Origin of the sequence: Streptomyces spinosisporus, assembly GCF_022698145.1 — a bacterium.
GTDB lineage: Bacteria > Actinomycetota > Actinomycetes > Streptomycetales > Streptomycetaceae > Streptomyces > Streptomyces spinosisporus.
The window spans coordinates 231,206-252,169 of record NZ_JALDAX010000006.1 but is presented as its reverse complement, the minus strand read 5'-3'; the positions used below and the strand labels follow the sequence as shown (position 1 = coordinate 252,169).

Here is a 20,964-nt window from a genome sequence, read left to right as displayed (position 1 = left end):
GCGCTCTCAGCTCCGGGGCCGCGCCGTTTGGGGACACCCATGAAGCCCATCGCAGTTGTCCGTCGCACCTCCGCAAGACACCTCCTCGCCGCCGGCCTCGTGACGAGCCTCGCGCTCGCGACCGGATGCACCAAGTCCGAGGACGACTCGGACAACAAGCCCTCCGCCTCGCAGCAGGACGACGCCGGCCAGGTGGTGGCCTCGCCCGCCGCCGGCTCCGGACCGACCTGCACCATCGACGCCTACGGCGGCCAGAAGCTCGACCTCAAGGGCGCCACCGTCGGCTTCTCCCAGTCCGAGAAGGAAGCCAACCCCTTCCGGATCGCGGAGACCGCCTCCATCAAGGCCGAGGCCAAGAAGCGGGGCATCAAGCTGCTCACCGCCAATGCCCAGTCGCAGTTCTCCAAGCAGATCAGCGACGTCCAGGACCTGATCGCGAAGGGCGCGAACCTGCTGGTCATCGCCCCACTCAACTCCGACGGCTGGGAGCCGGTGCTGCGCACCGCCGCCGCCAAGCACATCCCGATCGTCACGATCGACCGCAAGATCAACGCGACCGCCTGCAAGGACTACGTCAGCTTCATCGGCTCCGACTTCGTCGAGCAGGGCAAGCGGGCCGCGGACCAGATGATCGAGGCGACCGGCGGCAACGGCGAGATCGCCATCCTGCTCGGCGCGGCCGGCAACAACGTGACCACCGAGCGCACCAAGGGCTTCGAGGACCGCATCAAGGAGAAGGCCCCCGGCCTGAAGATCGTCTTCAAGCAGACCGGTGACTTCGCCCGGGAGAAGGGCCAGTCGGTCACCGAGAACCTCATCCAGTCCAAGCCCGGCATCACCGGCATCTACGCCGAGAACGACGAGATGGGCATCGGCGCCGTCAACGCCCTCAAGGGCGCGGGCAAGAAGCCCGGCGACGTCAAGATCGTCACCGTCGACGGCACCCGCAACGCCGTGCAGCAGATCGTGGACGGCTGGATCTCCGGCGTCATCGAGTCCAACCCGCGCTTCGGACCGCTCGCCTTCCAGACCCTCGACACCTTCACCAAGGGCGACAAGGTCAGCCAGGACATCGTTATCAAGGACAGCTCCTACTCCAAGAGCAACGCCCAGTCGGACCTGAACAAGGCCTACTGACGTGCTCTCGGTCAGCCACCTGTCCAAGACCTTCCCCGGCGTGCGCGCCCTGTCCGACGTGGACTTCACCGCGCGCGCCGGGGAGGTGCACGCACTCGTCGGCGAGAACGGCGCGGGCAAGTCGACCCTCATCAAGGTGCTCACCGGCGTGTACCGGCCCGACGCCGGCGAGGTGACGTACGACGGCGAACCGGTGCGCTTCAGCACGCCGTTGCAGGCCCAGCAGGCGGGCATCTCCACCATCTACCAGGAGGTCAACCTCGTCCCGCTGATGAGCGTGGCGCGCAATCTCTTCCTCGGCCGCGAACCGCTCGGCCGGCTGGGCCTGATCGACTTCCGGCGCATGCACCGCGAGGCCGACGAGGCCCTGCGCGGCCTCGGTATCCGCGTCGACGTGCGCAGGCCGCTGCGCGAACTCGGCGTCGGCGCACAGCAGATGGTCGCCCTCGCCCGCGCCGTCGCCGTCGACGCCCGCGTCGTCATCATGGACGAGCCCACCTCGTCCCTCGAACCACGCGAGGTCAAGACCCTCTTCGGGGTGATCCGCATGCTGCGCGAGCGCGGTGTGGCGGTCGTCTACGTCAGCCATCGCATGGACGAGCTGTACGAGATCTGCGACACCGTCACCGTGCTGCGCGACGGACGCGTGGTGCACACCGGCCCGCTCGCCGACCTCGACCGGCTGCGGCTGGTGGCCATGATGCTCGGCCGTGAGATCGGCGAGGTGCGCGAGGAGGGCATGACCAAGTTCACCGGTTCGCACGACACCGAGGCCGAACCGATCCTGCGCGCCGAGGGACTGACGGTCAGTCACCGGCTGAGCGACGTGTCCCTCGCGGTGCGGCCCGGCGAGGTCGTCGGCCTCGGTGGACTGCTCGGCTCAGGGCGCAGCGAGACCGCGAAGGCCATCGCGGGAGCGCTGCCCACCGACGCCGGACGGGTCGTCGTCGCCGGCGTACCGGTGCGGTCGGGCTCCACCGCCGCGGCGATCCGCGCCGGCATCAGCCTGCTGCCCGAGGACCGCAAGGCCGAGGGCATCGTGCCCGGACTGTCCGTGCGCGAGAACATCGCGCTCGCCGCCCTGCCCGCGCTGTCCCGCTTCGGCCTCGTCGACGACACCCGCGTCGACCGCATCGTGGAGACCTTCATGAAGCGGCTGCGCATCAAGGCCGCAGGACCGCACCAGAAGGTCGGCGAACTCTCCGGCGGCAACCAGCAGAAGGTCCTGCTGGCCCGCTGGCTCGCCCTGCACCCCAAGGTGCTGCTGCTCGACGAGCCGACCCGCGGCATCGACGTCGGCGCCAAGGCGGAGGTGCAGGCCCTCATCGACGAACTCGCCGACGACGGTCTGGCCGTGCTGCTGATCTCCTCCGACACCGAGGAGCTGATCGAGGGCAGCGACCGCGTGGTGGTCCTCAAGGACGGTGTCGTCGTGCGCGAACTGACCGGCGACGCCGTCACCGAAGACGCCCTGATGCGCGCCATCGCGGCCGTACCCGCTGGAGGGAGCGATGACTGAACTCGCCCTGTCGCGCGGCTCGTTGGACCGCGACCGGCTCCTGCGCCTGCTCCAGGACTACGGCGTCTACGCCGGCGTCCTGGTGCTGCTGCTCTTCAACTTCGCCTTCACCCCGCACTTCGCCTCCGCGGAGAACTTCCGCACCCAGGCCGTCCAGGTCGCCCCCGTCCTGATCGTCGCGCTCGGCATGGCCCTGGCGATCGGCACCGAGGGCGTCGACCTGTCGGTCGGCTCGGTGATGGCCCTGTCCACCTCCCTGCTCTCGCTCTACCTCGGCTACGGCCCCTGGATCGCGGCCCTGACCGCGGTGATCGGAGGCATCGTGGTCGGCGTCGCCAACGGCGCCCTCATCGCCTTCGTCGGCGTCCAGCCCATCGTCGCCACTCTCGCCCTGATGGTCGCCGGACGCGGACTGGCCCTCGTCCTGCTGCCCCAGCTCAAGGACGTCCGCGACCCCGGCCTGGCATCCCTCGGGTCCGGCGACGTCCTCGGTGTGCCGTACCTGGTCCTCATCGCGGCGGTGCTCGCCGTGCTCGTGGCCTTCGTGATGCGCCGCACCACCTTCGGCCGGCAGGTCCTGGCCATCGGCGACAGCCGCCCGGCGGCCCGGCTCGCCGGACTCCCGGTGCGCCGGGTCCTGATCGTGGTCTACGTCTGCTCCGGCGCCCTCGCCGCGATCGCGGGCGTACTCGCCACCGCCCGCCTCACCGCCAGCGACCCCACCTCGCTGGGCAACCTGATGGAGCTCTCCGCCATCACCGCCGTCGTCGTCGGCGGCACCCCGCTCAGCGGCGGGCGGGTGCGCATCGGTGGCACCGTCGCGGGCGCCGTGCTCATCCAGCTGCTCACGACCACGCTCATCAAGCACGATCTGCCGCCGTCGTGGACCCAGATCGCCCAGGCCGTGGTGATCGTCCTCGCCGTCTACGCGGCCCGGGAACGAGGCAGGCGATGACCACGCAGACCGAAGAGGCCGGCATGCCGGCGGACACCGCGAGCCCCAAGGACGACGACGCCGGGCGCACCAACCGCTCCGAGCGGCTGAGCGCGCTCGCACAGCAACACGGCGCCCTGGTCACCCTCGTGATCGCCATGGCCGTGGCGTCGCTGAGCTTCGACACCTTCCTGACCGGCGACAACCTCGAGAACATGGCGCTGTCCTCGGCGTTCCTCGCCGTGGTCGCCCTCGGCATGACTTTCGTGATCGTCACCGGCGGCATCGACCTGTCGGTCGGCTCGCTGTTCGCCCTCGGCGGTGTCCTCGCGGCCTGGGGCTCGCAGTACGGCACCGCGGTGGCCCTGTTGCTGCCGCTGGCCGTGTGCGGGCTGATCGGCCTGGTCAACGGGCTGCTCATCGCACGCGTCCGGCTGGCGCCGTTCATCGTCACCCTCGCGGCGATGCTGGGCGCCCGCGGCATCCTGCTGGCCATCACCGACGAGGGCTCGAAGACCTACCTCGTCGACAAGGACTCCTTCTTCGCCACCCTCGGGCAGGGCTCACTGCTCGGCATCGGTGTGCCGGTGTGGATCACCATGGCGCTGTTCGTGCTCGGCGCCGTCGTGCTGCGCGGCACCCGGTTCGGACAGTACGTCTACGCCGTCGGCGGCAACGAGGACGCGGGAGCCCTGATGGGCGCCCCCGTGGCCCGTACGAAGATCTCCGTCTACACGCTCTCGGGCCTGTGCGCCGGACTCGCCGGCGCGCTCAACGCGGCCTGGCTGGTGTCCGGCGTGACGATCCTCGGCAGCGGTATGGAACTGGAGGCGATCTCCGCCGTCGTCATCGGCGGCACGCTGCTCAGCGGCGGTTTCGGCTTCATCAGCGGCTCCCTCGTCGGAGTGCTGCTGCTGAAGGTCATCCAGAATGTGATCAACCAGATCGGCTCGCTCGACTCGGCCTATCAACAGGTCGTCAGCGGGGCGTTCTTGGCCTTGGTGGTCATTGCCCAGACATGGCTGGGCCGGAGACGGAGAGTGCTGTGAGACCTTTCTCGTCCAGATCCCGCCGAACGGCGGCTGTCGTCGCGGTCGGTGCGGTGATGGGGCTGAGCCTGGCGGACCCGGGCGTCGCGACGGCGGGCACCGCACACCAGCGGCCCCACCCCGCCACCGTGACCGTCGAGGACGCCCGGTTCGAGGTCCTGTCACCGACGTTGATCCGGACCGAATACGCCGGGGACGGGCACTTCGAGGACCGGCCCACCTTCAACGCGGTCGGCCGGGACTCCTTCACACCGCCCCACTACACCTCGTCGGTCGACGACGGCGTCCTGACCATCACCACCAGCGCCATGACCCTGCGCTACCGCGTGGGCTCGGGGCCCTTCGACGCCGACAATCTGACGACCTCCCTCAAGGCGGGGCAGACGCCGGTGCTCGCCGCGCCCTGGCAGCACGACGTCTGCGCCGTCGGCGCCCTGTGCGAGGCGGAGGACCAGCGTTACGACGGACCCGGTCTGGCCACGGACCACGGCGGGTTCACCGGGAAGGGCTTCCTCGCCGGCTTCGAGGTCGACAACAACTCCCTTGCCGCCGACGTCCGGACGACGTCCGCCGGCACCTATGATCTCGCGGTGCGCTACGCCAACGCCGTCGGCGCCGACGGCAAGCACGAGGCGCGCACCCTCAGCCTCGACGTCGACGGCGGCGCCGACAAGACGTTCACGCTTCCCGCGACGGCCGACTGGGACACCTGGGGCGTGGCCCGGCTGCCGCTGACCCTCGGCGCCGGTCCGCACACCGTCAGGCTGGACCGCGCCGCCGGCGACTCCGGCCAGGTCAACATCGACAGCCTCGCGCTGCTCAACTCCGGCGCCGACTACCCCTCCCGGGCCAAGAGCACGGTCAACGGCTGCCGTTTCGGCACCAGTTGCGAGGCCGAGGACGCCCTCCTGTCCGGCTCCGCGACCATCGCCACCGACCACAAGAACCACGCCGGCTACGGCTTCACCGCCGAACTCAACCAGGGCTCCAGCGTCTCGGACCGGATCACCGGCATACCCGCCGACGGCACCTACCTGCTGAACCTGCGCTACGCCAACGGCACCGGCAGCGACGGCCTGCACCAGCCGCGGACGGTCGAGGTCGCCACCGGCAGCGGGGCCTCCCGCACCCTCACGCTCCCGGCCACGGACAACTGGGACACCTGGCAATCGGCCTCCATACCCGTCCAGTTGAAGGCGGGCACCGACCAGGTCACCCTGAACTGCCCGGAGGCCGGCAGCTGTCACGTCAACGTCGACACCCTGGCGCTCGGCCGCGAGGGCGATCCCGCCCCCGCACCCCACCTCGCCCTGGGCGGCTACCGCCGCAGCCTCGACGGACTCAACGGCGACAACGACCCCACGCCCTGGACCACACCCGGTCTGCTGCACCGCGACGGCTGGTACCTGCTCGACGACACCGCCTCCGCCATCTACGACTCCGCCGCCAAGAAGGCCACGGCACGCCCCTCACACGACGGCAAGCCCTACCAGGACGGCTACCTCTTCGGCTTCGGACACGACTACCAGCAGGGCCTGTCCGACCTCTCCACCCTGACCGGACCCTCCCAGCTGCTGCCCCGCTGGGCCTACGGCGTCTGGTACTCCGAGTACATCGACCGCACCGCGAGCGACTACGAGAACACGATCCTGCCCGCGTTCCGCGCCGCGGACGTACCCCTGGACGTACTCGTCACGGACACCGACTTCAAGTCGCCCAACACCTGGAGCGGCTGGAACTTCGACCCGGCCAAGTTCCCCGACCCCAAGGCCTTCTTCGACTGGTCCACCAGCCAGGGCTTGCACAACACCCTGAACGTGCATCCGAGCATCCTCGGCACCGACCCGCAGTTCGCCAAGGCCCAGAGCACGGCCAAGGGCAAGCTGCGCAAGGGCGGTTGCGCGGGAGGCGCGGGCTCGGACTGCTACACCTTCGACTTCGGCGACCCCGACCAGCTCAAGGCCTACCTCGACCTGCACCGTCCGATGGACGCGGCCGGCAACGACTTCTGGTGGCTCGACTGGTGCTGCGACGCCTCCCGCTCCTCGCAGGCGGGCGTCACCCCGGACGCGTGGATCAACCAGAAGTACGCCGAGCTCACCTCCGAGACCAGCGACCGCGCCTTCGTCCTGTCCCGCGCCTACGGATCCCTGCAGGCCGGCGGCTACAGCGGCGGCGTGGGGCTGCCCACCGGCCCGTGGGCCGACAAGCGCAGCACCCTCCACTTCTCCGGCGACACGACCTCCAACTGGGGCACGCTGCACGCCGAGATCGGCTACACGCCGGGGGAGTCCGCCGCCACCGGCCTGTCCAACGTCAGCCATGACATCGGCGGCCACAACGACGGATACGGCATCCCGGGCGCGGAGACGTACACCTCCGGCGGGCAGACCCACCGCACCACCAAGCTGCCCGACGACCTGTACGCCCGCTGGGTGCAGCTCGGCACCTTCCAGCCCATCGACCGGCTGCACAGCAACCACAGCGACCGGCTGCCGTGGCAGTACGGCGCCGACGCGCAGAAGTCCGCCGAGAAGTTCCTCCGGCTGCGCGAGGCGCTCGTGCCGTACACCTACACGCTGGCGCAGCAGGCCAACACGACCGGTACACCCATCGTCCGGCCGCTGTACCTGCAGTATCCGGAGGAGGAGGCCGCCTACACCAAGGCGGACGACGAGTACCTCTACGGCCCCGACATGCTGGTCGCCCCGGTCACCGAGCCCGGTACCAGCGCCACCACGTCGGTGTGGTTCCCGCCGGGCCAGTGGACGGACTACTTCACCGGCCGCACCTACACCGCCCCCGCCGGCGGCGCCACGCACGACGTCACCACCACACTGGACACCATGCCGGTCTTCGTCCGAGCGGGCGGCATCGTCACCACGCGATCCGACAATGTGGCCAGTGACGCGAAGAGCCCCCTCGACAAGGTCACCGTCACGGTGGCCCCGGGAGCCTCCGGCACCTTCTCCCTCTACGAGGACGACGGCGTCAGCTCCCACACCTCCGGCCGTACGGCCACCACCCGCATCCGCTACACCGAACACAAGGACACACACCTGCTGCAGATCGCACCCACCAAGGGATCCTTCCGGGGACAGGTCAACCGCCGCACCTGGACGGTCTCCTTCCTCGGCGTGGATCAGGCTCCGAAGCAAGTACACGCCGGCGACCGCAAGTTGACGGCCTCCGCCTGGCACTACGACACCACCACGCACACCCTCCGCATCACCTTGCCGTCGCACAGCATCCACAGTGCGGTGAGCATCCGGTACCAGTAGCAGCTGCGCTGAAGGGGCCCGCGCGTCGACGAACGCACGGGCCCCTTCGCCACGTTGCACGGAGCTACGTTGTACGAATGACGGACTCCCTGCCGCCCGGCGGCGCCGTTTTCGGGACGGACGAGCTCAACGCCCGGTGGGCGAGGGCGTGGCGTCCGGAGCAGGTCACGGAGCGACTGGACGGGGTCCGGGCACCGTGGTGCGTCGCGGCGGGATGGGCGCTTGACCTCTTCCGCGGGGAACAGACCCGGCCGCACGGTGATCTGGAGATCGCGGTGCCCTCGACGACCTTCCCGGAAGTGCGGGACCGCTTCCCGGAGTACGTGTGGGACGCGGTCGGTTCGGGCCGGGTCTGGGCCGCGGCGGGGCCCGAGGCGCTGGCCGCCACGCATCAGACCTGGCTCCGGGACCCGGCCACGGAACGTTTCCTGTTCGACGTCTTCCGCGAGCCGCACGAGGGGAGCACGTGGATCTGCCGCCGGGACGCGAGCCTGCGGCTGCCGTACGACTCCGTCATCGCGTGGACGCCGGACGGAATCCCCTACCTGGTACCGGAGTTGGTCCTGCTGTTCAAGGCGAAGGACGCGCGTCCCAAGGACGAGGCGGACTTCGAGGGGACGCTGCCGCGGCTGAGCGAGGCGCGCCGGGACCGGCTGGGCGGGTGGCTGGAGCGTGTGCACCCCGGGCATCCGTGGTCGGCGAGGCTGCGGGCGTAGGGCGCCTGCGGGCCCTCCGACGGTCCAGTACGTCGTCCGATCCCGTGATCGAGTGCCGCTCACTCATGGGCGCTGCGTACCGGACCGCCGGCTGGGGGACCGGCGTGATTTTTGCACAGTGCAACTGGGGGTCGCCACCCGGTGGGTGTTGCACGATGCCATGGTCATGAAAAGGAAAACCTGTTCCCATCATGCGAGTGAGCAGCGACTTCGGCACGGTAGAAAGGACATATGCCGGAGCACGAGAGCCCCGCGGGGGCCATGGACGACGTCGACGCGGTCACCCGGGCGGTCCTGACCGCCTCCCGCCTGCTGGTGGCCGTCTCCGCCCGCTCGCTCGCCGAGTACGAGGACCGGGTGACACTGCCGCAGCTCCGGATGCTGGTCGTACTGGAGACCCGGGGCGCCACCAAACTGGTCACCCTCGCCGACCTGCTCCAGGTGGCCCCGTCGACGGCGATGCGGATGGTCGACCGGCTGATCGCGGCCGGGCTCGCCGACCGGCAGACCAACCCCGAGAACCGCCGCGAGACCCTGCTGCAGCTCACCGACGAGGGCCGGCGTACCGTCGCGCATGTCACGGCCCGCCGCCGCACGGAGATCGCCACCATCGTCGAACGCCTCACTCCCACCCAGCGCCTCGCGCTCATCGAAGCCCTCAACGCCTTCAACCGGGCCGGAGGCGAACCCCCGGCCTCGGCCGCGGACGGCCCGGAGCCGCACCCGCTCGACCCGGCCGCGGACGGCGTGGTGGCGCACGACGCCTGACCTTCCGACTCCAGTACGGAAAGCCCCTTTGACGGCCCTTCAACCAGGCCCGGCAGATTTTGCATAATGCAAGGCACTGGCGGGCGCCGCACGAGCGGTGACCGAAGGACCGGAAAGGACACGGGGCGTGGCACGCATGCACCGAAGACGACAGCCCTGGTCCTCTCACGAGCCCCATCTCATGGGGCACCTGCGCGCCGCTGTCTGGGGTCCCGCGGAGTTCGTCGGTCTGCCGCCCTGGTGGCTCGTGGCGGAGGGGCTGCTCGTGGGACTCCTGGGAGCCGGCGCGATCATCGGCACGACGCTGTACGGCGCCTGGACGGGCCGCCCGGCCCTGGCCGACGGCGAGTCGGGCCTCGTCTGCGCGGCAGCCGTTGCCCTCTATGTGTCCCTGATGGGGGCCGGGCGTGCCCTGGTCGGCATCGTCGCGCTGCTCGGCGTGTGCCTGGCCCTGCAGACACCGCAGGCCGCGGCGGGTGTCGTGCTGGCTGAACGGGGTCGAGTGCAGTCCGTCGTGGTGACATCGGTCGAGGAGGGCCGGCTGGCGGACGGCGGCCGTGAGCGGTATCTCTGCACGGTCGCCGACGCCGACGGCATCCCGCTCAAGGTCCGCATCTGGCGCGGCTGCGGACGCGCGACCCGGCCCGGGGACGCGCTCTCGGTTCGCTACGACCCCCAAGGCCGGGTGCGTCCGCGCGGTGTGGAGACGGGAGCCGCCGCCCCGAAGCCGCTGCGTGATCTGGCGCCGTGGACCGCCGCGCTCGTCACGTCAAGCCTGATCGCCGTCGTGCGCTCCTTCCGGCTGTCCGGCCCTCCGGGACCCGAGGGCGAGGATGTGACGGGGCGTCGAGGTCACCCGACCGTCGCGGAACCGGACGGAGCGGCCGGCGCGGCCGGAGCGGCGGGCCCCGTGGGAATTCCGTCGGCCGAGACTCCGGGCGGCGGAGTGAGGACGACCATGGGCACGCCCGACTGAGGCACCGGTGGGGTGACCTGGTCGGACGGAAGCTTCTGCGGGTTCGTCTGCTGGGCGTTGACCTGGTCGAAGTTGACCAGCCCGGAGCCCTCCATCTGTGTGATGTGGTCCAGGACCACGTCGTTGGCCTGGTCCGCGAGTTGCCGTACGAGGGTGTTTCTGGTGGTGGAGCGGATCTTGGCGATGGTGCTGAAGATCGAACCGTGGGTGACGCGCAGGATGTTGGCGAGATCGGAGTCGAACTGCTTGCCGGTGTCCGACTGCAGGGTCACCAGAAAGCCCTGCTGCTGCGGCGAGGGCTGGTTGGGGATGGTGATGTTCAACTCGGGAGCGATCTTCCGGCAGCTGGCGTCGAGTGCGGCGTGCCCGATGATCAGGTGCCGTCCGGCCTCGCGTACGGCCTCGGTCGTGCCCTTCTTCACCGCCAGCTCGCCGGAGGGGAACTCCCACAGCCCGGCGGCCCGTACCGCCACCACGAAGTTGCGGTCGGCCTCGGTGAGCGGGCCGAAGCGGGTGTGGGCTATCACGCGGGCGCCGTCGCTGGACGTCTTCTGAACGCCGAGCAGGCTCGGGTACGCCAGGGCTGCGGCGGTCACGGCCAGGGCGCCGCCGACGAAGACGGATCCAAGGGTGATGCGGGACATGGGCGGGGCACCTCCGGTGCGGGCGGGCGCGGACACCAGGAGATACGTGCCAGAGCGTCCATTTACTCTTGCGGCCGGTAAAAATTGCACTGTGCCAACCCCGCCGCCCCGACGTCACCGATGGTTCAGCACGTTGATCACGCGGCCGTTGGGGTCACGCACGAAGAAGCGCCGCACCCCCCACTCCTCGTCCTGCAGGGAATGAACGATCTCCGCACCGCTCTCCCGCATCGCCGCATAGGCCGCATCCACGTCATCGACCTCCACACTCACGTCGGGCACGACCGGAGCGGTCCTGTCCTCGCTCATGACACTGACCTGCGCCATCGGACTGGACGGCGAGGCAAGCGTCATGATCCACCCGAGATCCATGACTTCCCGAAACCCGAGCAGCCCATAGAACTCCCGACTCTCCTGCGCAGCCTCCGACCGAATAACAGGCATGACACGACGAACAGCCATCAACAACTCCCCACGCGAACAGCCACAAATCCCTGACGCTCCAGACGTACTACGCCCCGTCCGCCGATGCACGCGCATTCGCCCTGCGCACCGGCTTTCGTACTTTTTACGCATGTTGCTCACTTCCTAAGCCAATTAGCGTGCCGAGGATGGGAATTGCGTTACTTCGGGCCACTCTGCGCATAGCTGCTGTCGTCGGCCTCGTCCTGGCATTGACCGACCCGGCTGTGGCGTCATCGGCGTCGGGATCGGGGCACCCGGCGAAGTTGCCGTCGTGGCGTTTCGTGCACACCGCGACGACAAACACACTGATCGCCGTTGACGCCGTGGACCGCTCTTCGGTCTGGGCGGTTGGAGGCGGGTTCCAGGGGGAGGTCGGGGGTGCCGTGGTGCGGACCGTCGACGGTGGTCGCACATGGGAGGACGTGACGCCTCCGGGAGGCGCGCGCGATGAGTTCCGGGACGTCGAGGCCTTCGACCGCGATCACGCGCTCGTGCTGGCCCTCAGCGATGAGGCAGCCGGCATACCCGCGCGCATCTACCGGACCGCTGACGGTGGAGCAAGCTGGCGGCAGGTGTTCCGCGCCGCGGATCCCCACACCTTCTTTGCCTGCATGGCCTTCTTCGACCGCCGTCACGGTCTCGCCGTGGGTGACCCGACAGGCACCAGGTTCGCCCTGCTGAAAACCGCCGACGGCGGCCGCAGTTGGCACCCGGCGCCCACCTCCGAGCTGCCCGAAACCGCCCCGGGTTCGGGTGTTCTGGCAACCGGTACGTGCCTGGTCACAAAGGGGCGTCGCGACGCCTGGTTCGGAACGATCGGCGTCATCGGGAACGGGAACAACCCGCAGGTGTTCCACACACGGAACCGTGGACGGACCTGGACGGTGACCGATACACCGATTCCGGGCACGACATCCAACATCGCCTCTTTGTCCTTTCGGAGCCCTCATCGCGGCCTGGCGGTAGGGGGCAACTTCAGTCGAGCGGACAACGTCGATGTCGGCGCGGCGGCCCGCACACACGACGGCGGTGCCTCATGGAAGCCCGGTGGTACCCCGGCCGGCTTCAGGAACGGCGTCACGTGGATACCCGGTCGCAAGAACACCGCGATCGCGGTCGGTCCGGACGGAAGCGACGTCACGACCGACGGTGGACGGACGTGGTCGCGCTTCGACCGGAGTCTCCTCCTCGGCGTCGACTGCACGCGACACGGCGGCTGTTGGGCCGTGGGTGGTAACGGAAGGGCAGCTCGGCTGGCATTCTGGCATCCGTGAAGCGATCAACGGGGGACCGCAGGCGTGCAGCCCTGGCCGGACGGGCGTGGCCGGTCGGGGTCGTGGCAGTGACGACCGCCGGTCTGTTGCTGGGTGGCTGTGGTGCAGGTGGTTCCGATGTGGGGGTCGGGAGTCGGGAGGGTGAGTATCGGCGCGTCGTTGAGGATCCTCATCCCCGTCCGGCCGATGTCGTCGAGGCGGCTGGGGCGCCTCTTGGTGTGGTGCGTGCGGGGGACGGGGCGTTGCTGGTGACGTACTACGCCGGCAATGTCGAGGATGACGAGGGGCCGGCTGCCTTCGCCTGGCGGATCATTGGGCCCGATGGTCAGCTGGTTGCCGAGCATGCGGAACACGCGGACGCGGAGGCGACACCGCCCGTGTTCAAGGGCGTGCCCGGGGGCTTTGTGCGGGTGCCGTCAGGGGAGGGGGCTGCCGGAGCGTACCTCCTCGACGTGCACGGGAAGCGGCGCGAGGTCGTCAAGTCCCGCACCGCTCTTCGGGCCCGCCCCGGCGACCTCCTGGTCGCCGAGCCGGAACCCAACCTCATCTACCGTCCCGCCACCCGCACCGTGGCGACCCCGGCCGGAGTGCCCGACAACGCCATCCACCTCGCCGTCGACGAGCGGGGCACGGTCTGGAGCCTGGTACAGCACTTGAGTGACGATCCCGACCGAGTTGTACGGCAGCGCGACGGCCGCACTCTCGGTTCCGAGGCCGTTCCGAAGCCGTACGCCGGGGGAGTGCTCACCGCACGAGATGGTGTCGCGGCGCTGTCGCTCACCCGGGGCGAGGCCGTACGCGGGGTGATGGTGACGACGGACGGCGGCAGCCACTGGCGGACCGTCCTCGGCGGTGGCATCGCCTGGAGGGACTTCAGGCGTGGTCCGGAGTCGCTCGTCCTGGAACTCCTCGCGGACGGCCGGCTGCTGGTCGGCGAGGAAGGCGGCCGGTACTGGCTCGCCGACGACCCCACCGACCGCACCTTCCATGAACTCGATACGCCCGCCAGGTTCACCTCCCTGACCGTCGACGGCACGACGCTCTACGGCGTCGCCGACGCGACGACCGCGACGTACGACCTGGTGAAGGGCGAGGGACTGTGGATCTCTCGCGACGGTGGTCACGAGTGGCGGCACGTCATGTCGGCGGGCGAGGAGGGAGGCGGCCGGACCGCCTCCCCGGACCGCACCTAGAACCGCGCCGCTGCCGTCAACGCCTCCAGTGCGCTTGCCTGGGTGCGCCAGTCCCAGGTGTTGGGGCTCGTGCCCGACCAGCGCTGGCCGAGGCGGTTGAGGGAGTCCCGGTCGGTGGCCCAGACGGAGTCGGCCTGTTTCCTGACGTACGCCTTGTAGGTCGCGGACCCGGTGGCGTCGGCCAGGTCGGCGAAGTGGCGGATGAAGATGCCCTTGAACTGCTTCTGGTTGTCGTCGCAGGAGGCCGTGCTGATGTCGCACGACTCGGTGAGCACGCCGTCGCGGGTCAGTGCGGAGGACGACATCGCCGCGTCGGCCAGCCGCTTCGCCGTGTCCAGGTATCGCCCGCTGCCGGTCGAACGCCACAGCTGCGTGAACGCGCCGATGGCGAGGCCCTGGTTGTAACTCCACACCGTCTGCCCGTTGTTGGCGCAGCTCGCGGTCAGTCCGTCGTTGACCAGACCCGAGGAGTTGATCAGCCCACTGGCCAGATACCAGTCGGCTGCCGTGGTCGCCCGGCTGCCCCACACGGTGTCACCGGCGATCCGCTGGTGCAGCGAGGTGGTCAGCCACAGATACAGCCCGTTGGTCACGGCGTTCTTGTAGGTGCGCTCCCGGTTCCACCACACCCCGCCACCGCACGAGCCGGTGTCCCAGTAGTGGTGGACGTAGTCGGTGATGGTGACCGCCTCGTCCAGATAACGCTGCTCGCCCGTGTAGTCGTAGGCCGTCAGCCACGCCACCGCCCACCACGCCGCGTCGTCGATCGCACGGCTGATGAAGTGGCCCTCGATCGGGTCCGAACTGCGCCCGCCCGCCGGGAAGACGCCACGGTTCTGCTCGAAGGTACGGGCGATCGCCCAGTCGTAGTCGTGCCGTCCGCTCTGCTCGGCGAAGTCGATCAGCGCGGTGAGCGCGACGGCCGAGTTCCACCAACTGCTGCGCCACCAGCCCTCGTTGGTCTGGTACGACGCCATCAGCGCGTCTGCGCCCGCGCGCGCCCGGGTCGGTGCGGGCCGGACCCAGGCCGTGCAACTGCCCTCCTGGTGGGAGGCCTCACGCCCGCAGGCGCGTACCGCACCGCCGTAGAGCAGGCCGCGCGGGTCCCGGGTGGCGAACATGACGGTCCTGGTCGAGGAGGCTCCGGACGGCACGCTCGTACGGCCGAGGGACGAACCCTCGGGCCAGCTCGCGCCGTTGTCCCAGGACCGGTCGAGCCAGATCTCGTCGCCCGCGCCGCCGCCGGCGATGACGCCCCAGGCCGTGCCGCCCTGTTGGTCGACGTGCAGGCTGATGGTGCGTCCGTAGAGGGTCGTCGAGGGGACGGGGGTGTCGTCGCCCGCCGCGGTCGCGGGGTCGGCGCCGTCGCAGGACGTGCCGTCGCACACCTTCGGGTACACCCAGTCGGTGCAGGCGACGCCGGCGGCGTCACCGCAGGCGCGGACCCAGCCGCGGCGATGCCCGACCGGGTCGGTGATGTTGTACATGAGCGTGCGGGTGCCGGTCCAGGTGCTTGGGATGCTCGCCTTGCCGAGCAGCGGTTCCCAGGTGGCGCCACGGTCCCAGGACCGGTCCAGCCAGACCGAGTCGCCGCTCACGCCGTCGTCGATGCTCGCCCAGGCCATGTCGTCCAAGTCGGAGACGTGCAGCCGCAGCGTGCGGCCGTTGATGTTCCTGCTGGGCACCGGGAAGGTGTCCTGCTGTGCCTTGGAGGGGTCCAGGGTGTCGCAGGCCAGGGCGCAGACCGCCGTGGCGGCATGGGAGGGAGTGGGGAGGGCGACCAGGCCGGTCAGGGCGAGGAGCAGGGCCAGGAGGCCGCCGATGGCGGGGTGGGTCCGCGCTGACATGACGTACCGCCTCTCTGTGAGGGCCGTGCGCGGAAAGAGGGGTCGGCGGCCGCCCGGGGAGGTGGGCGGCCGCCTGGTGGTGCGGTTGTTCCTCGACGTCTGCGCTCAGGGAGCCCAGGGCGCCGTGATCGCCCAGGTGGTGTCCGGGACGAAACTGGACGGGTTGTCCCAGGTGTGCGTGCCGCCCTGCTGCGCCAGCCAGAGTTCGGCGTTGATGTGCCGCAGGTACTGGCCAGGGAAGCCCGCGGCCGACAGCCGGATGCCGCCGTCGCCCTGCACCGGGCACCAGGTCGCATCCGCCTTGTACAGCGCGGAGTTGTCGTTCGCCTCGCGGCGGACGCGGAATTCGCGGTGGCGCAGGTATTCGCCGGGGTAGTTGCGGGACTCGAAGGAGTAGCAGAGCTTGTTGGCGAGTCCCTGCTTCACCTTCCAGGTGGCGTCCGCCTTCAGCAGGTCGGTGCTGCCGGAGTTCACGACCTCGGTGAAGCCGAGCCCGTCGTAGTGCCGGACGTAGCGGTCGGTGTAGCCCGGGGTGGTGACCCTAATCGAGACGTACTGCTCCAGCGGCAGCTTGACCGTCGGACCGACCGAGCGGGACGCCGCGATGAGTGCCTCGTTGGCGCTGCGGACGCGGGCCTCGTCGACCTTGACCACCTGGCGGTCGTAGGTCATCAGGCCGTTGGCCTCGTTCTCCACGTCGGTGATCTGCGTGTAGACGGAGGCCGAAAGGCCGCCCGCGGGCATGGAGTTGGTCCGCATGCCGTCGAGCAGGCCGGCGAGCCGGTCGTTGAGGGCGGACAGGCTCGGCTGGTCCTCGTAGCTGAACCCGCCCCCGGGGTACCACTCATGGCCCGCGACCTTGAAGCCGAGGCCGCCGTACTCGCCGAGCACGGACGCGCGCACCGTCTCCGTCGGGGTGTTGCCGGGACCGACGTAGTTGTGGTTGTCGACGACGTCGCCGTTGCCGCCGTCCTGGGCGCTGCAGCAGTTGACGCCGCTCATGTTGTCGACGAGGCGCGAGGGGTCGTACGCCTTGACCATGTCGGCGATACGGGCCTGGTCGTACTGTCCCCAGCCCTCGTTCTGGTCGACCCACATGATCAGCGACGGCGAGCTGCGGTGCTGGTCGATGATGGCGCGGAACTCGTTCTCCCACTGGGTGCGGGCCGCGGTCGACGGGCTCTTGCCGGTGTCCATGGCGGGCATGTCCTGCCACACCAGCAGACCCAGCCGGTCCGCCCAGTAGAACCAGCGCTGCGGTTCGACCTTGATGTGCTTGCGGACCATGTTGAAGCCGAGGTCCTTGTGCTTTTGCAGGTCGTACTTGAGTGCGGCGTCGGTGGGCGCGGTGTAGATGCCGTCCGGCCAGAAGCCCTGGTCCAGGGTGCCCGTCTGGAAGACGAACGAGCCGTTGAGCACCGGCCGTTGCACGCCGTCGACGTTCTTCACCGCGATGGACCGCATGCCCGCGTACGAGCCGACCTTGTCGGCGCCCGCGCTGCCGGGGAGTTCGGCCGTGACGTCATAGAGGAACGGGTCGTCCGGCGTCCACAGACGGGCGTCCGGCACCGGCACGGAGAACTGCTGCCCGACCGTGCCGGTGGCCGTCCCGACCTGGGTGCCGCCGGTCGAGACAGTGACCCTCGCGTTCGCACCGTCGGCACCGGCCGCGCGCACGGTCACCCGCAGGGTGTTGTCCTGGAGGTTCGGCACCATGTCGAGCCGAGTGATGTGCGCCGCGGCGGTGGGCTCCAGCCACACCGTCTGCCAGATCCCTGACGAGGCCGTGTAGAAGATGCTGTTCCCGGAGTGCGGCGCCACGTCCTGGATGCGCTGCTTGCCGACGGCCCCACCGCCGGTCTGCGTGGCGTCGTACGCCGAGACGACGATCGTGTTGGTGCCGCCGTTGAGCAGCGGCGTGATGTCGTACGAGAACGAGTCGTAGCCGCCGCGGTGGACAGCCCCCGCCTGCTGTCCGTTGACCCAGACCGTGGTCTCCCAGTCGGAGGCCCCGAAGTTGAGCTGGACGTGGCGGCCGTCCCAGCCGCTCGGCACGGTGAAGGTGCGCTTGTACCAGAGCTTGTCGTTCTCGGTGATCTTCCGTTTGATGCCGGACAGCGCCGACTCGGGCGCGAACGGCACCCGGATCTGCTCGCCGAACGTCGCCGGCTGCCCGGCGTCGCGCGAGGTGACGGCGAAGTCCCAGATGCCGTTGAGATTGGTCCAGTCGGGCCGGGTGAGCTGCGGCCTCGGGTACTCCGGCAGCGGGTTGTCGACCGGGACCTGATCGGTCCACGGTGTCGTCATCGGTGAGGGTTTCGGCGTCCAGGCCGCCGGGGCCGCACTGGCGGGGGCGGCGCCGGACGCGAAGAGCGTGGTGACGGCGAGGATCAGAACCGCTGCGGCCGTGGTGAGGCGTCGCCGGCCGGGTTTGTGTCTCAGCACGTGATCGCTCCAGGGTCAGGGGGAAGGAGCGTTGTCCGCACGTGGGGCGGGACCGCTGGGTCGGGACCACGTGCGGACAACGTTGTCGAACCGTACGGAGGTGCTGTCAACGCCCCTGTCAGGGCGCCGCGTTGAGCAGATCGAGCGCACTCTGCTGCCGTGCCGCGTCCACCTTGTCGACCGGTCCTGACCAGCGCAGTCCGTACTGGTCGAGGGCGTTGCGGTCGCTCGTGTACGCGCGGTCCGCCTGCCGTCGCAGATAGGTGGTGTACGGATGGTCCGCCAGCGCGGCGTTGAGCTTGCCGAGACCGCGCACGTCCGCGCCCTTGAAGGACGGCCCGTCGCCCCCGCAGTCGCCGCCCTCGCAGGGATCCCGGAGGATGCCGTCGGACGTGTGGAGCGAGGAGGTGGTGGTTGCGGCGTCGGCGATCTGCCGCGCACGGGTGAGCAGCGAGCCGTCCCCGGTGGCCCGGTTCAACTCGGTGAGTGCGCCGAGGAGGACGCCCTGGTTGTAGGACCAGACCGCCTGGCCGTTGTTGCGGCACGTGCCCAGATCGATACCGTCGTTGACCAGATTGGAGCCATTGATCATGCCGGTGCCCTGGAACCAGCTCCAGCCGGCGCGTGCCCGCTCCAGATAAGCCGTCTCACCCGGGATGCGGTTGTGCAGGGCCGCATTGAGCTGGATGTAGAGGGAGTTGGCAATGGCGTTCTTGTACGTCTTCGCCGTGCTCCACCACACCCCGCCGCCGCAGGTGCCGTCCCAGTACGCCGCCATGTGATCCGCGTCGGCGCGCGCGGTGTTGAGGTAGCGGCTGTTGCCGGTCAGGTCGTAGGCGGCGACCCAGGCGAGCCCCCACCAACCGGTGTCGTCGATGTAGTCGTTGCGGAACTGCCCGCCCTGCGCGTTCAGGTTGAGGTCGTACGTGCGGGAGATCGCGTACGAGTAACTGCCCATCCCCGACACGCGGATGTTGTCGATGACGGCGGTCAGGGCGTTCGCGGAGTTCCACCAGCCGGTGGTGTCGAACAGGCCGGTGGAGTTGTTGTAGAGGGTCATCAGCCCGGTGGCCGCCGCGGTCCGCCGGTCGCCGGCGTTCCAGGTGGTGCGGGCCCACGGGGTGCAGGCGATCTCGGCGCGGTCGCCCGCCTTGCCGCAGGCGCGCAGGGCGCCCACACCGTGGTTGTTCCAGTCGTCGACGTTGTACATGAGCGTGCGCCAACCCCGCTGACCCGACGGGACGTTGGTGTCGCCGAGCTTGCTCCCGGAACCCCAGGTGCGGCCGCCGTCGAAGGAACGGTCGAGCCAGACCTCGTCGCCCGGGTTGCCGTTGTCGATGGACGCCCAGCCCATCGCGTCGGTGTCGTCGAAGTGCAGGGCGACGGACCGGCCGTAGATGGTCGCGGTGACCGGGGAGCGGTCGCCGGGGGAGAGGGCGGGGTCACGCGCGTCGCAGTACTTGTTGCAGATGGTCGCGGCGAGGGAGCCGCCGGTGCCGGCGGCGGATGCCGGTTGCGGGGCGAGGCCCACGAGGAGAGCGAGGGCGAATGCCGCGGCCGACGATGCGAGAGTGAGGGGTCCGAATCGGTGGGGTCTTCGGGTGCGTCGGGGCCGTCGAGGTCTTCGTACGGGAGTCATGGGGCCTCCCCATCGGCGCAATGCTCTCCTGGCCTCGCTGTGGGCCTGCCGACGCCGCTTCGCGGAATGCGTCGGTGACGGTGACTGCGACGGCCCGGAGAGCATGCTGTGGATGAAATGTGAGAGCGCTCTCAGAAGGTAGTGACGGGGAGACGGAGCGTCAATGGGTTGGGGTGTACGAGAGTTGAGGGAGGGGGGAGCGGGACGTGTAGGTGCCTCAGTGCAGGGCGAGGACGCAGAACTCGTGGCCCTCCGGGTCGGTCAGACACGTCCACGGGACGGCGCCCTGGCCGAGGTCGAGATCGGTGGCGCCGAGGGCGCGCAGCCGGCTCACCTCCGGCTCCTTGTCGTCACCGGCGTGGGGCAGCAGGTCGAGATGGACCCGGTCGGGCATGGTCTTCGCGTCAGGTGTGCGGATGAACTCGACGTAGGGGCCGACCCCTTGAGCGGACCGGAACCGGGCGTAGTCGTCACTCACCTCGTGCAGGGTCCACTCCAGCGCCTCGTCCCAGAACCGGGCCATGGCCCGCGGATCCGCGCAGTCGACCACGATCGCGGCGATCGGCCCGGTGTCCCGGTAGACCTCCCGCGGCTCCAGCACACAGAATTCATTGCCCTCGGGGTCCGCGAGAACCGTCCACGGCACAGCGCCCTGGCCCACGTGCACCGGGGTCGCCCCGAGGGCTTCGAGTCGGGCGGTCAGCTCCGCCTGGTGGGTGGGGGAGGTGGTGGCGAGATCGAGGTGCACACGGTTCTTCGTCGGCGACTTGGGCTCCGGGACGGGGACGACGTCGATGCCGACGGCGACCGGGTCCGGCCAGACGAGGGTGTCGCCCGGCTCGGATCGGGGTTCGGAGTCGGCCGCGGATCCGGGCAGGGGGTCGGCTGCGGATCCGGACAGGGGGCCGGGTCCGGGGGCGACGTAGGTCGTCACGCCGGGGCTGTGAGCGGTCCAGCCGAGTGCCTGCGCCCAGAACCGGCCGACGGCCGAGGGGTCGAGGGCCTTGATGTTCACCTGTACGGGTCGCAGCGCCATGTCGGGAATCCTATGCAGGTGGTCGGTCGCTGGGTGCAGTG

Annotated in this window: 15 protein-coding genes; 9 read left to right on the top strand and 6 right to left on the bottom strand. The window is 69.8% G+C overall.

Going from position 1 to position 20,964, the window contains the following annotated elements; genetic code table 11:
• Positions 1 to 39: 39 nt before the first annotated feature.
• The 7 genes from MQN93_RS18510 (at position 40) to MQN93_RS18480 (ending at position 9,404) form a co-directional block, all read left to right on the top strand.
• Entirely contained in the window at positions 40 to 1,137 is a 1,098-nt protein-coding gene (locus MQN93_RS18510) for an ABC transporter substrate-binding protein (protein ID WP_242710351.1), read from the top strand.
• A gap of 1 nt (position 1,138) precedes the next feature.
• Positions 1,139 to 2,656: a sugar ABC transporter ATP-binding protein gene (locus MQN93_RS18505; protein ID WP_242710350.1), complete on the top strand. Its 1,518-nt coding sequence runs from the start codon at positions 1,139 to 1,141 to the stop codon at positions 2,654 to 2,656.
• Positions 2,649 to 3,611: an ABC transporter permease gene (locus tag MQN93_RS18500; RefSeq protein WP_016430450.1), complete on the top strand. Its 963-nt coding sequence runs from the start codon at positions 2,649 to 2,651 to the stop codon at positions 3,609 to 3,611. The genes MQN93_RS18505 and MQN93_RS18500 overlap by 8 nt, the downstream gene beginning before the upstream one ends.
• A gap of 23 nt (positions 3,612 to 3,634) precedes the next feature.
• Entirely contained in the window at positions 3,635 to 4,639 is a 1,005-nt protein-coding gene (locus tag MQN93_RS18495) for an ABC transporter permease (RefSeq protein ID WP_242710519.1), read from the top strand.
• A 56-nt stretch (positions 4,640 to 4,695) separates the two neighbouring features.
• Positions 4,696 to 7,920 carry a TIM-barrel domain-containing protein gene (locus MQN93_RS18490; RefSeq protein WP_242710349.1) on the top strand — a complete coding sequence of 1,075 codons (3,225 nt, stop codon included), beginning with the start codon at positions 4,696 to 4,698 and terminating at the stop codon, positions 7,918 to 7,920.
• A gap of 77 nt (positions 7,921 to 7,997) precedes the next feature.
• Complete coding sequence (locus tag MQN93_RS18485) at positions 7,998 to 8,636, top strand: nucleotidyltransferase domain-containing protein (RefSeq protein WP_242710348.1); 639 nt, start codon at positions 7,998 to 8,000, stop codon at positions 8,634 to 8,636.
• 231 nt (positions 8,637 to 8,867) lie between these two features.
• Complete coding sequence (locus tag MQN93_RS18480; RefSeq protein ID WP_016430446.1) at positions 8,868 to 9,404, top strand: MarR family winged helix-turn-helix transcriptional regulator; 537 nt, start codon at positions 8,868 to 8,870, stop codon at positions 9,402 to 9,404.
• An 852-nt stretch (positions 9,405 to 10,256) separates the two neighbouring features.
• On the opposite strand, the gene MQN93_RS18475 is transcribed toward MQN93_RS18480, so the two are convergent.
• Both MQN93_RS18475 and MQN93_RS18470 read right to left on the bottom strand, forming a co-directional pair.
• Positions 10,257 to 11,024, bottom strand: coding sequence for a DUF4142 domain-containing protein (locus tag MQN93_RS18475; RefSeq protein ID WP_242710347.1), 768 nt, complete (start codon positions 11,022 to 11,024; stop codon positions 10,257 to 10,259).
• A 114-nt stretch (positions 11,025 to 11,138) separates the two neighbouring features.
• Positions 11,139 to 11,486, bottom strand: coding sequence for a VOC family protein (locus MQN93_RS18470; RefSeq protein WP_016430443.1), 348 nt, complete (start codon positions 11,484 to 11,486; stop codon positions 11,139 to 11,141).
• 149 nt (positions 11,487 to 11,635) lie between these two features.
• Between MQN93_RS18470 and MQN93_RS18465 the strand changes: the two genes are divergently transcribed.
• Both MQN93_RS18465 and MQN93_RS18460 read left to right on the top strand, forming a co-directional pair.
• Positions 11,636 to 12,763, top strand: a complete 1,128-nt coding sequence (locus tag MQN93_RS18465) for a WD40/YVTN/BNR-like repeat-containing protein (protein WP_242710346.1) — start codon at positions 11,636 to 11,638, stop codon at positions 12,761 to 12,763.
• A 248-nt stretch (positions 12,764 to 13,011) separates the two neighbouring features.
• Positions 13,012 to 13,956, top strand: coding sequence for a hypothetical protein (locus MQN93_RS18460; protein WP_242710345.1), 945 nt, complete (start codon positions 13,012 to 13,014; stop codon positions 13,954 to 13,956).
• On the opposite strand, the gene MQN93_RS18455 is transcribed toward MQN93_RS18460, so the two are convergent.
• The 4 genes from MQN93_RS18455 to MQN93_RS18440 form a co-directional block, all read right to left on the bottom strand.
• On the bottom strand, positions 13,953 to 15,803 hold the full coding sequence (locus MQN93_RS18455) for a glycoside hydrolase family 76 protein (protein ID WP_242710344.1): 1,851 nt from the start codon (positions 15,801 to 15,803) through the stop codon (positions 13,953 to 13,955). The genes MQN93_RS18460 and MQN93_RS18455 overlap by 4 nt on opposite strands.
• A 105-nt stretch (positions 15,804 to 15,908) precedes the next feature.
• A complete protein-coding gene (locus tag MQN93_RS18450) occupies positions 15,909 to 18,197 on the bottom strand; it encodes an AbfB domain-containing protein (RefSeq protein ID WP_372504393.1) in 2,289 nt (762 codons plus the stop codon).
• A 169-nt stretch (positions 18,198 to 18,366) separates the two neighbouring features.
• Positions 18,367 to 19,887 (bottom strand): glycoside hydrolase family 76 protein, encoded by a 1,521-nt coding sequence (locus MQN93_RS18445; protein WP_242710343.1) that lies wholly within the window; start codon positions 19,885 to 19,887, stop codon positions 18,367 to 18,369.
• 217 nt (positions 19,888 to 20,104) lie between these two features.
• The gene (locus MQN93_RS18440; RefSeq protein WP_242710342.1) at positions 20,105 to 20,923 is read right to left on the bottom strand and encodes a VOC family protein; all 819 of its coding nucleotides are present in this window, start codon (positions 20,921 to 20,923) and stop codon (positions 20,105 to 20,107) included.
• Between the last annotated feature and the right edge of the window lie 41 nt (positions 20,924 to 20,964).

Bases quoted from the DNA above. Each gene is read 5' to 3' on its own strand.
- MQN93_RS18445 (WP_242710343.1), bottom strand. From the start codon at position 19,887: ATGACTCCCGTACGAAGACCTCGACGGCCCCGACGCACCCGAAGACCC.
- MQN93_RS18475 (WP_242710347.1), bottom strand. From the start codon at position 11,024: ATGTCCCGCATCACCCTTGGATCCGTCTTCGTCGGCGGCGCCCTGGCC.
- MQN93_RS18470 (WP_016430443.1), bottom strand. From the start codon at position 11,486: ATGGCTGTTCGTCGTGTCATGCCTGTTATTCGGTCGGAGGCTGCGCAG.
- MQN93_RS18465 (WP_242710346.1), top strand. From the start codon at position 11,636: ATGGGAATTGCGTTACTTCGGGCCACTCTGCGCATAGCTGCTGTCGTC.
- MQN93_RS18455 (WP_242710344.1), bottom strand. From the start codon at position 15,803: ATGTCAGCGCGGACCCACCCCGCCATCGGCGGCCTCCTGGCCCTGCTC.
- MQN93_RS18510 (WP_242710351.1), top strand. From the start codon at position 40: ATGAAGCCCATCGCAGTTGTCCGTCGCACCTCCGCAAGACACCTCCTC.
- MQN93_RS18485 (WP_242710348.1), top strand. From the start codon at position 7,998: ATGACGGACTCCCTGCCGCCCGGCGGCGCCGTTTTCGGGACGGACGAG.
- MQN93_RS18440 (WP_242710342.1), bottom strand. From the start codon at position 20,923: ATGGCGCTGCGACCCGTACAGGTGAACATCAAGGCCCTCGACCCCTCG.
- MQN93_RS18500 (WP_016430450.1), top strand. From the start codon at position 2,649: ATGACTGAACTCGCCCTGTCGCGCGGCTCGTTGGACCGCGACCGGCTC.
- MQN93_RS18490 (WP_242710349.1), top strand. From the start codon at position 4,696: ATGGGGCTGAGCCTGGCGGACCCGGGCGTCGCGACGGCGGGCACCGCA.
- MQN93_RS18480 (WP_016430446.1), top strand. From the start codon at position 8,868: ATGCCGGAGCACGAGAGCCCCGCGGGGGCCATGGACGACGTCGACGCG.
- MQN93_RS18495 (WP_242710519.1), top strand. From the start codon at position 3,635: ATGCCGGCGGACACCGCGAGCCCCAAGGACGACGACGCCGGGCGCACC.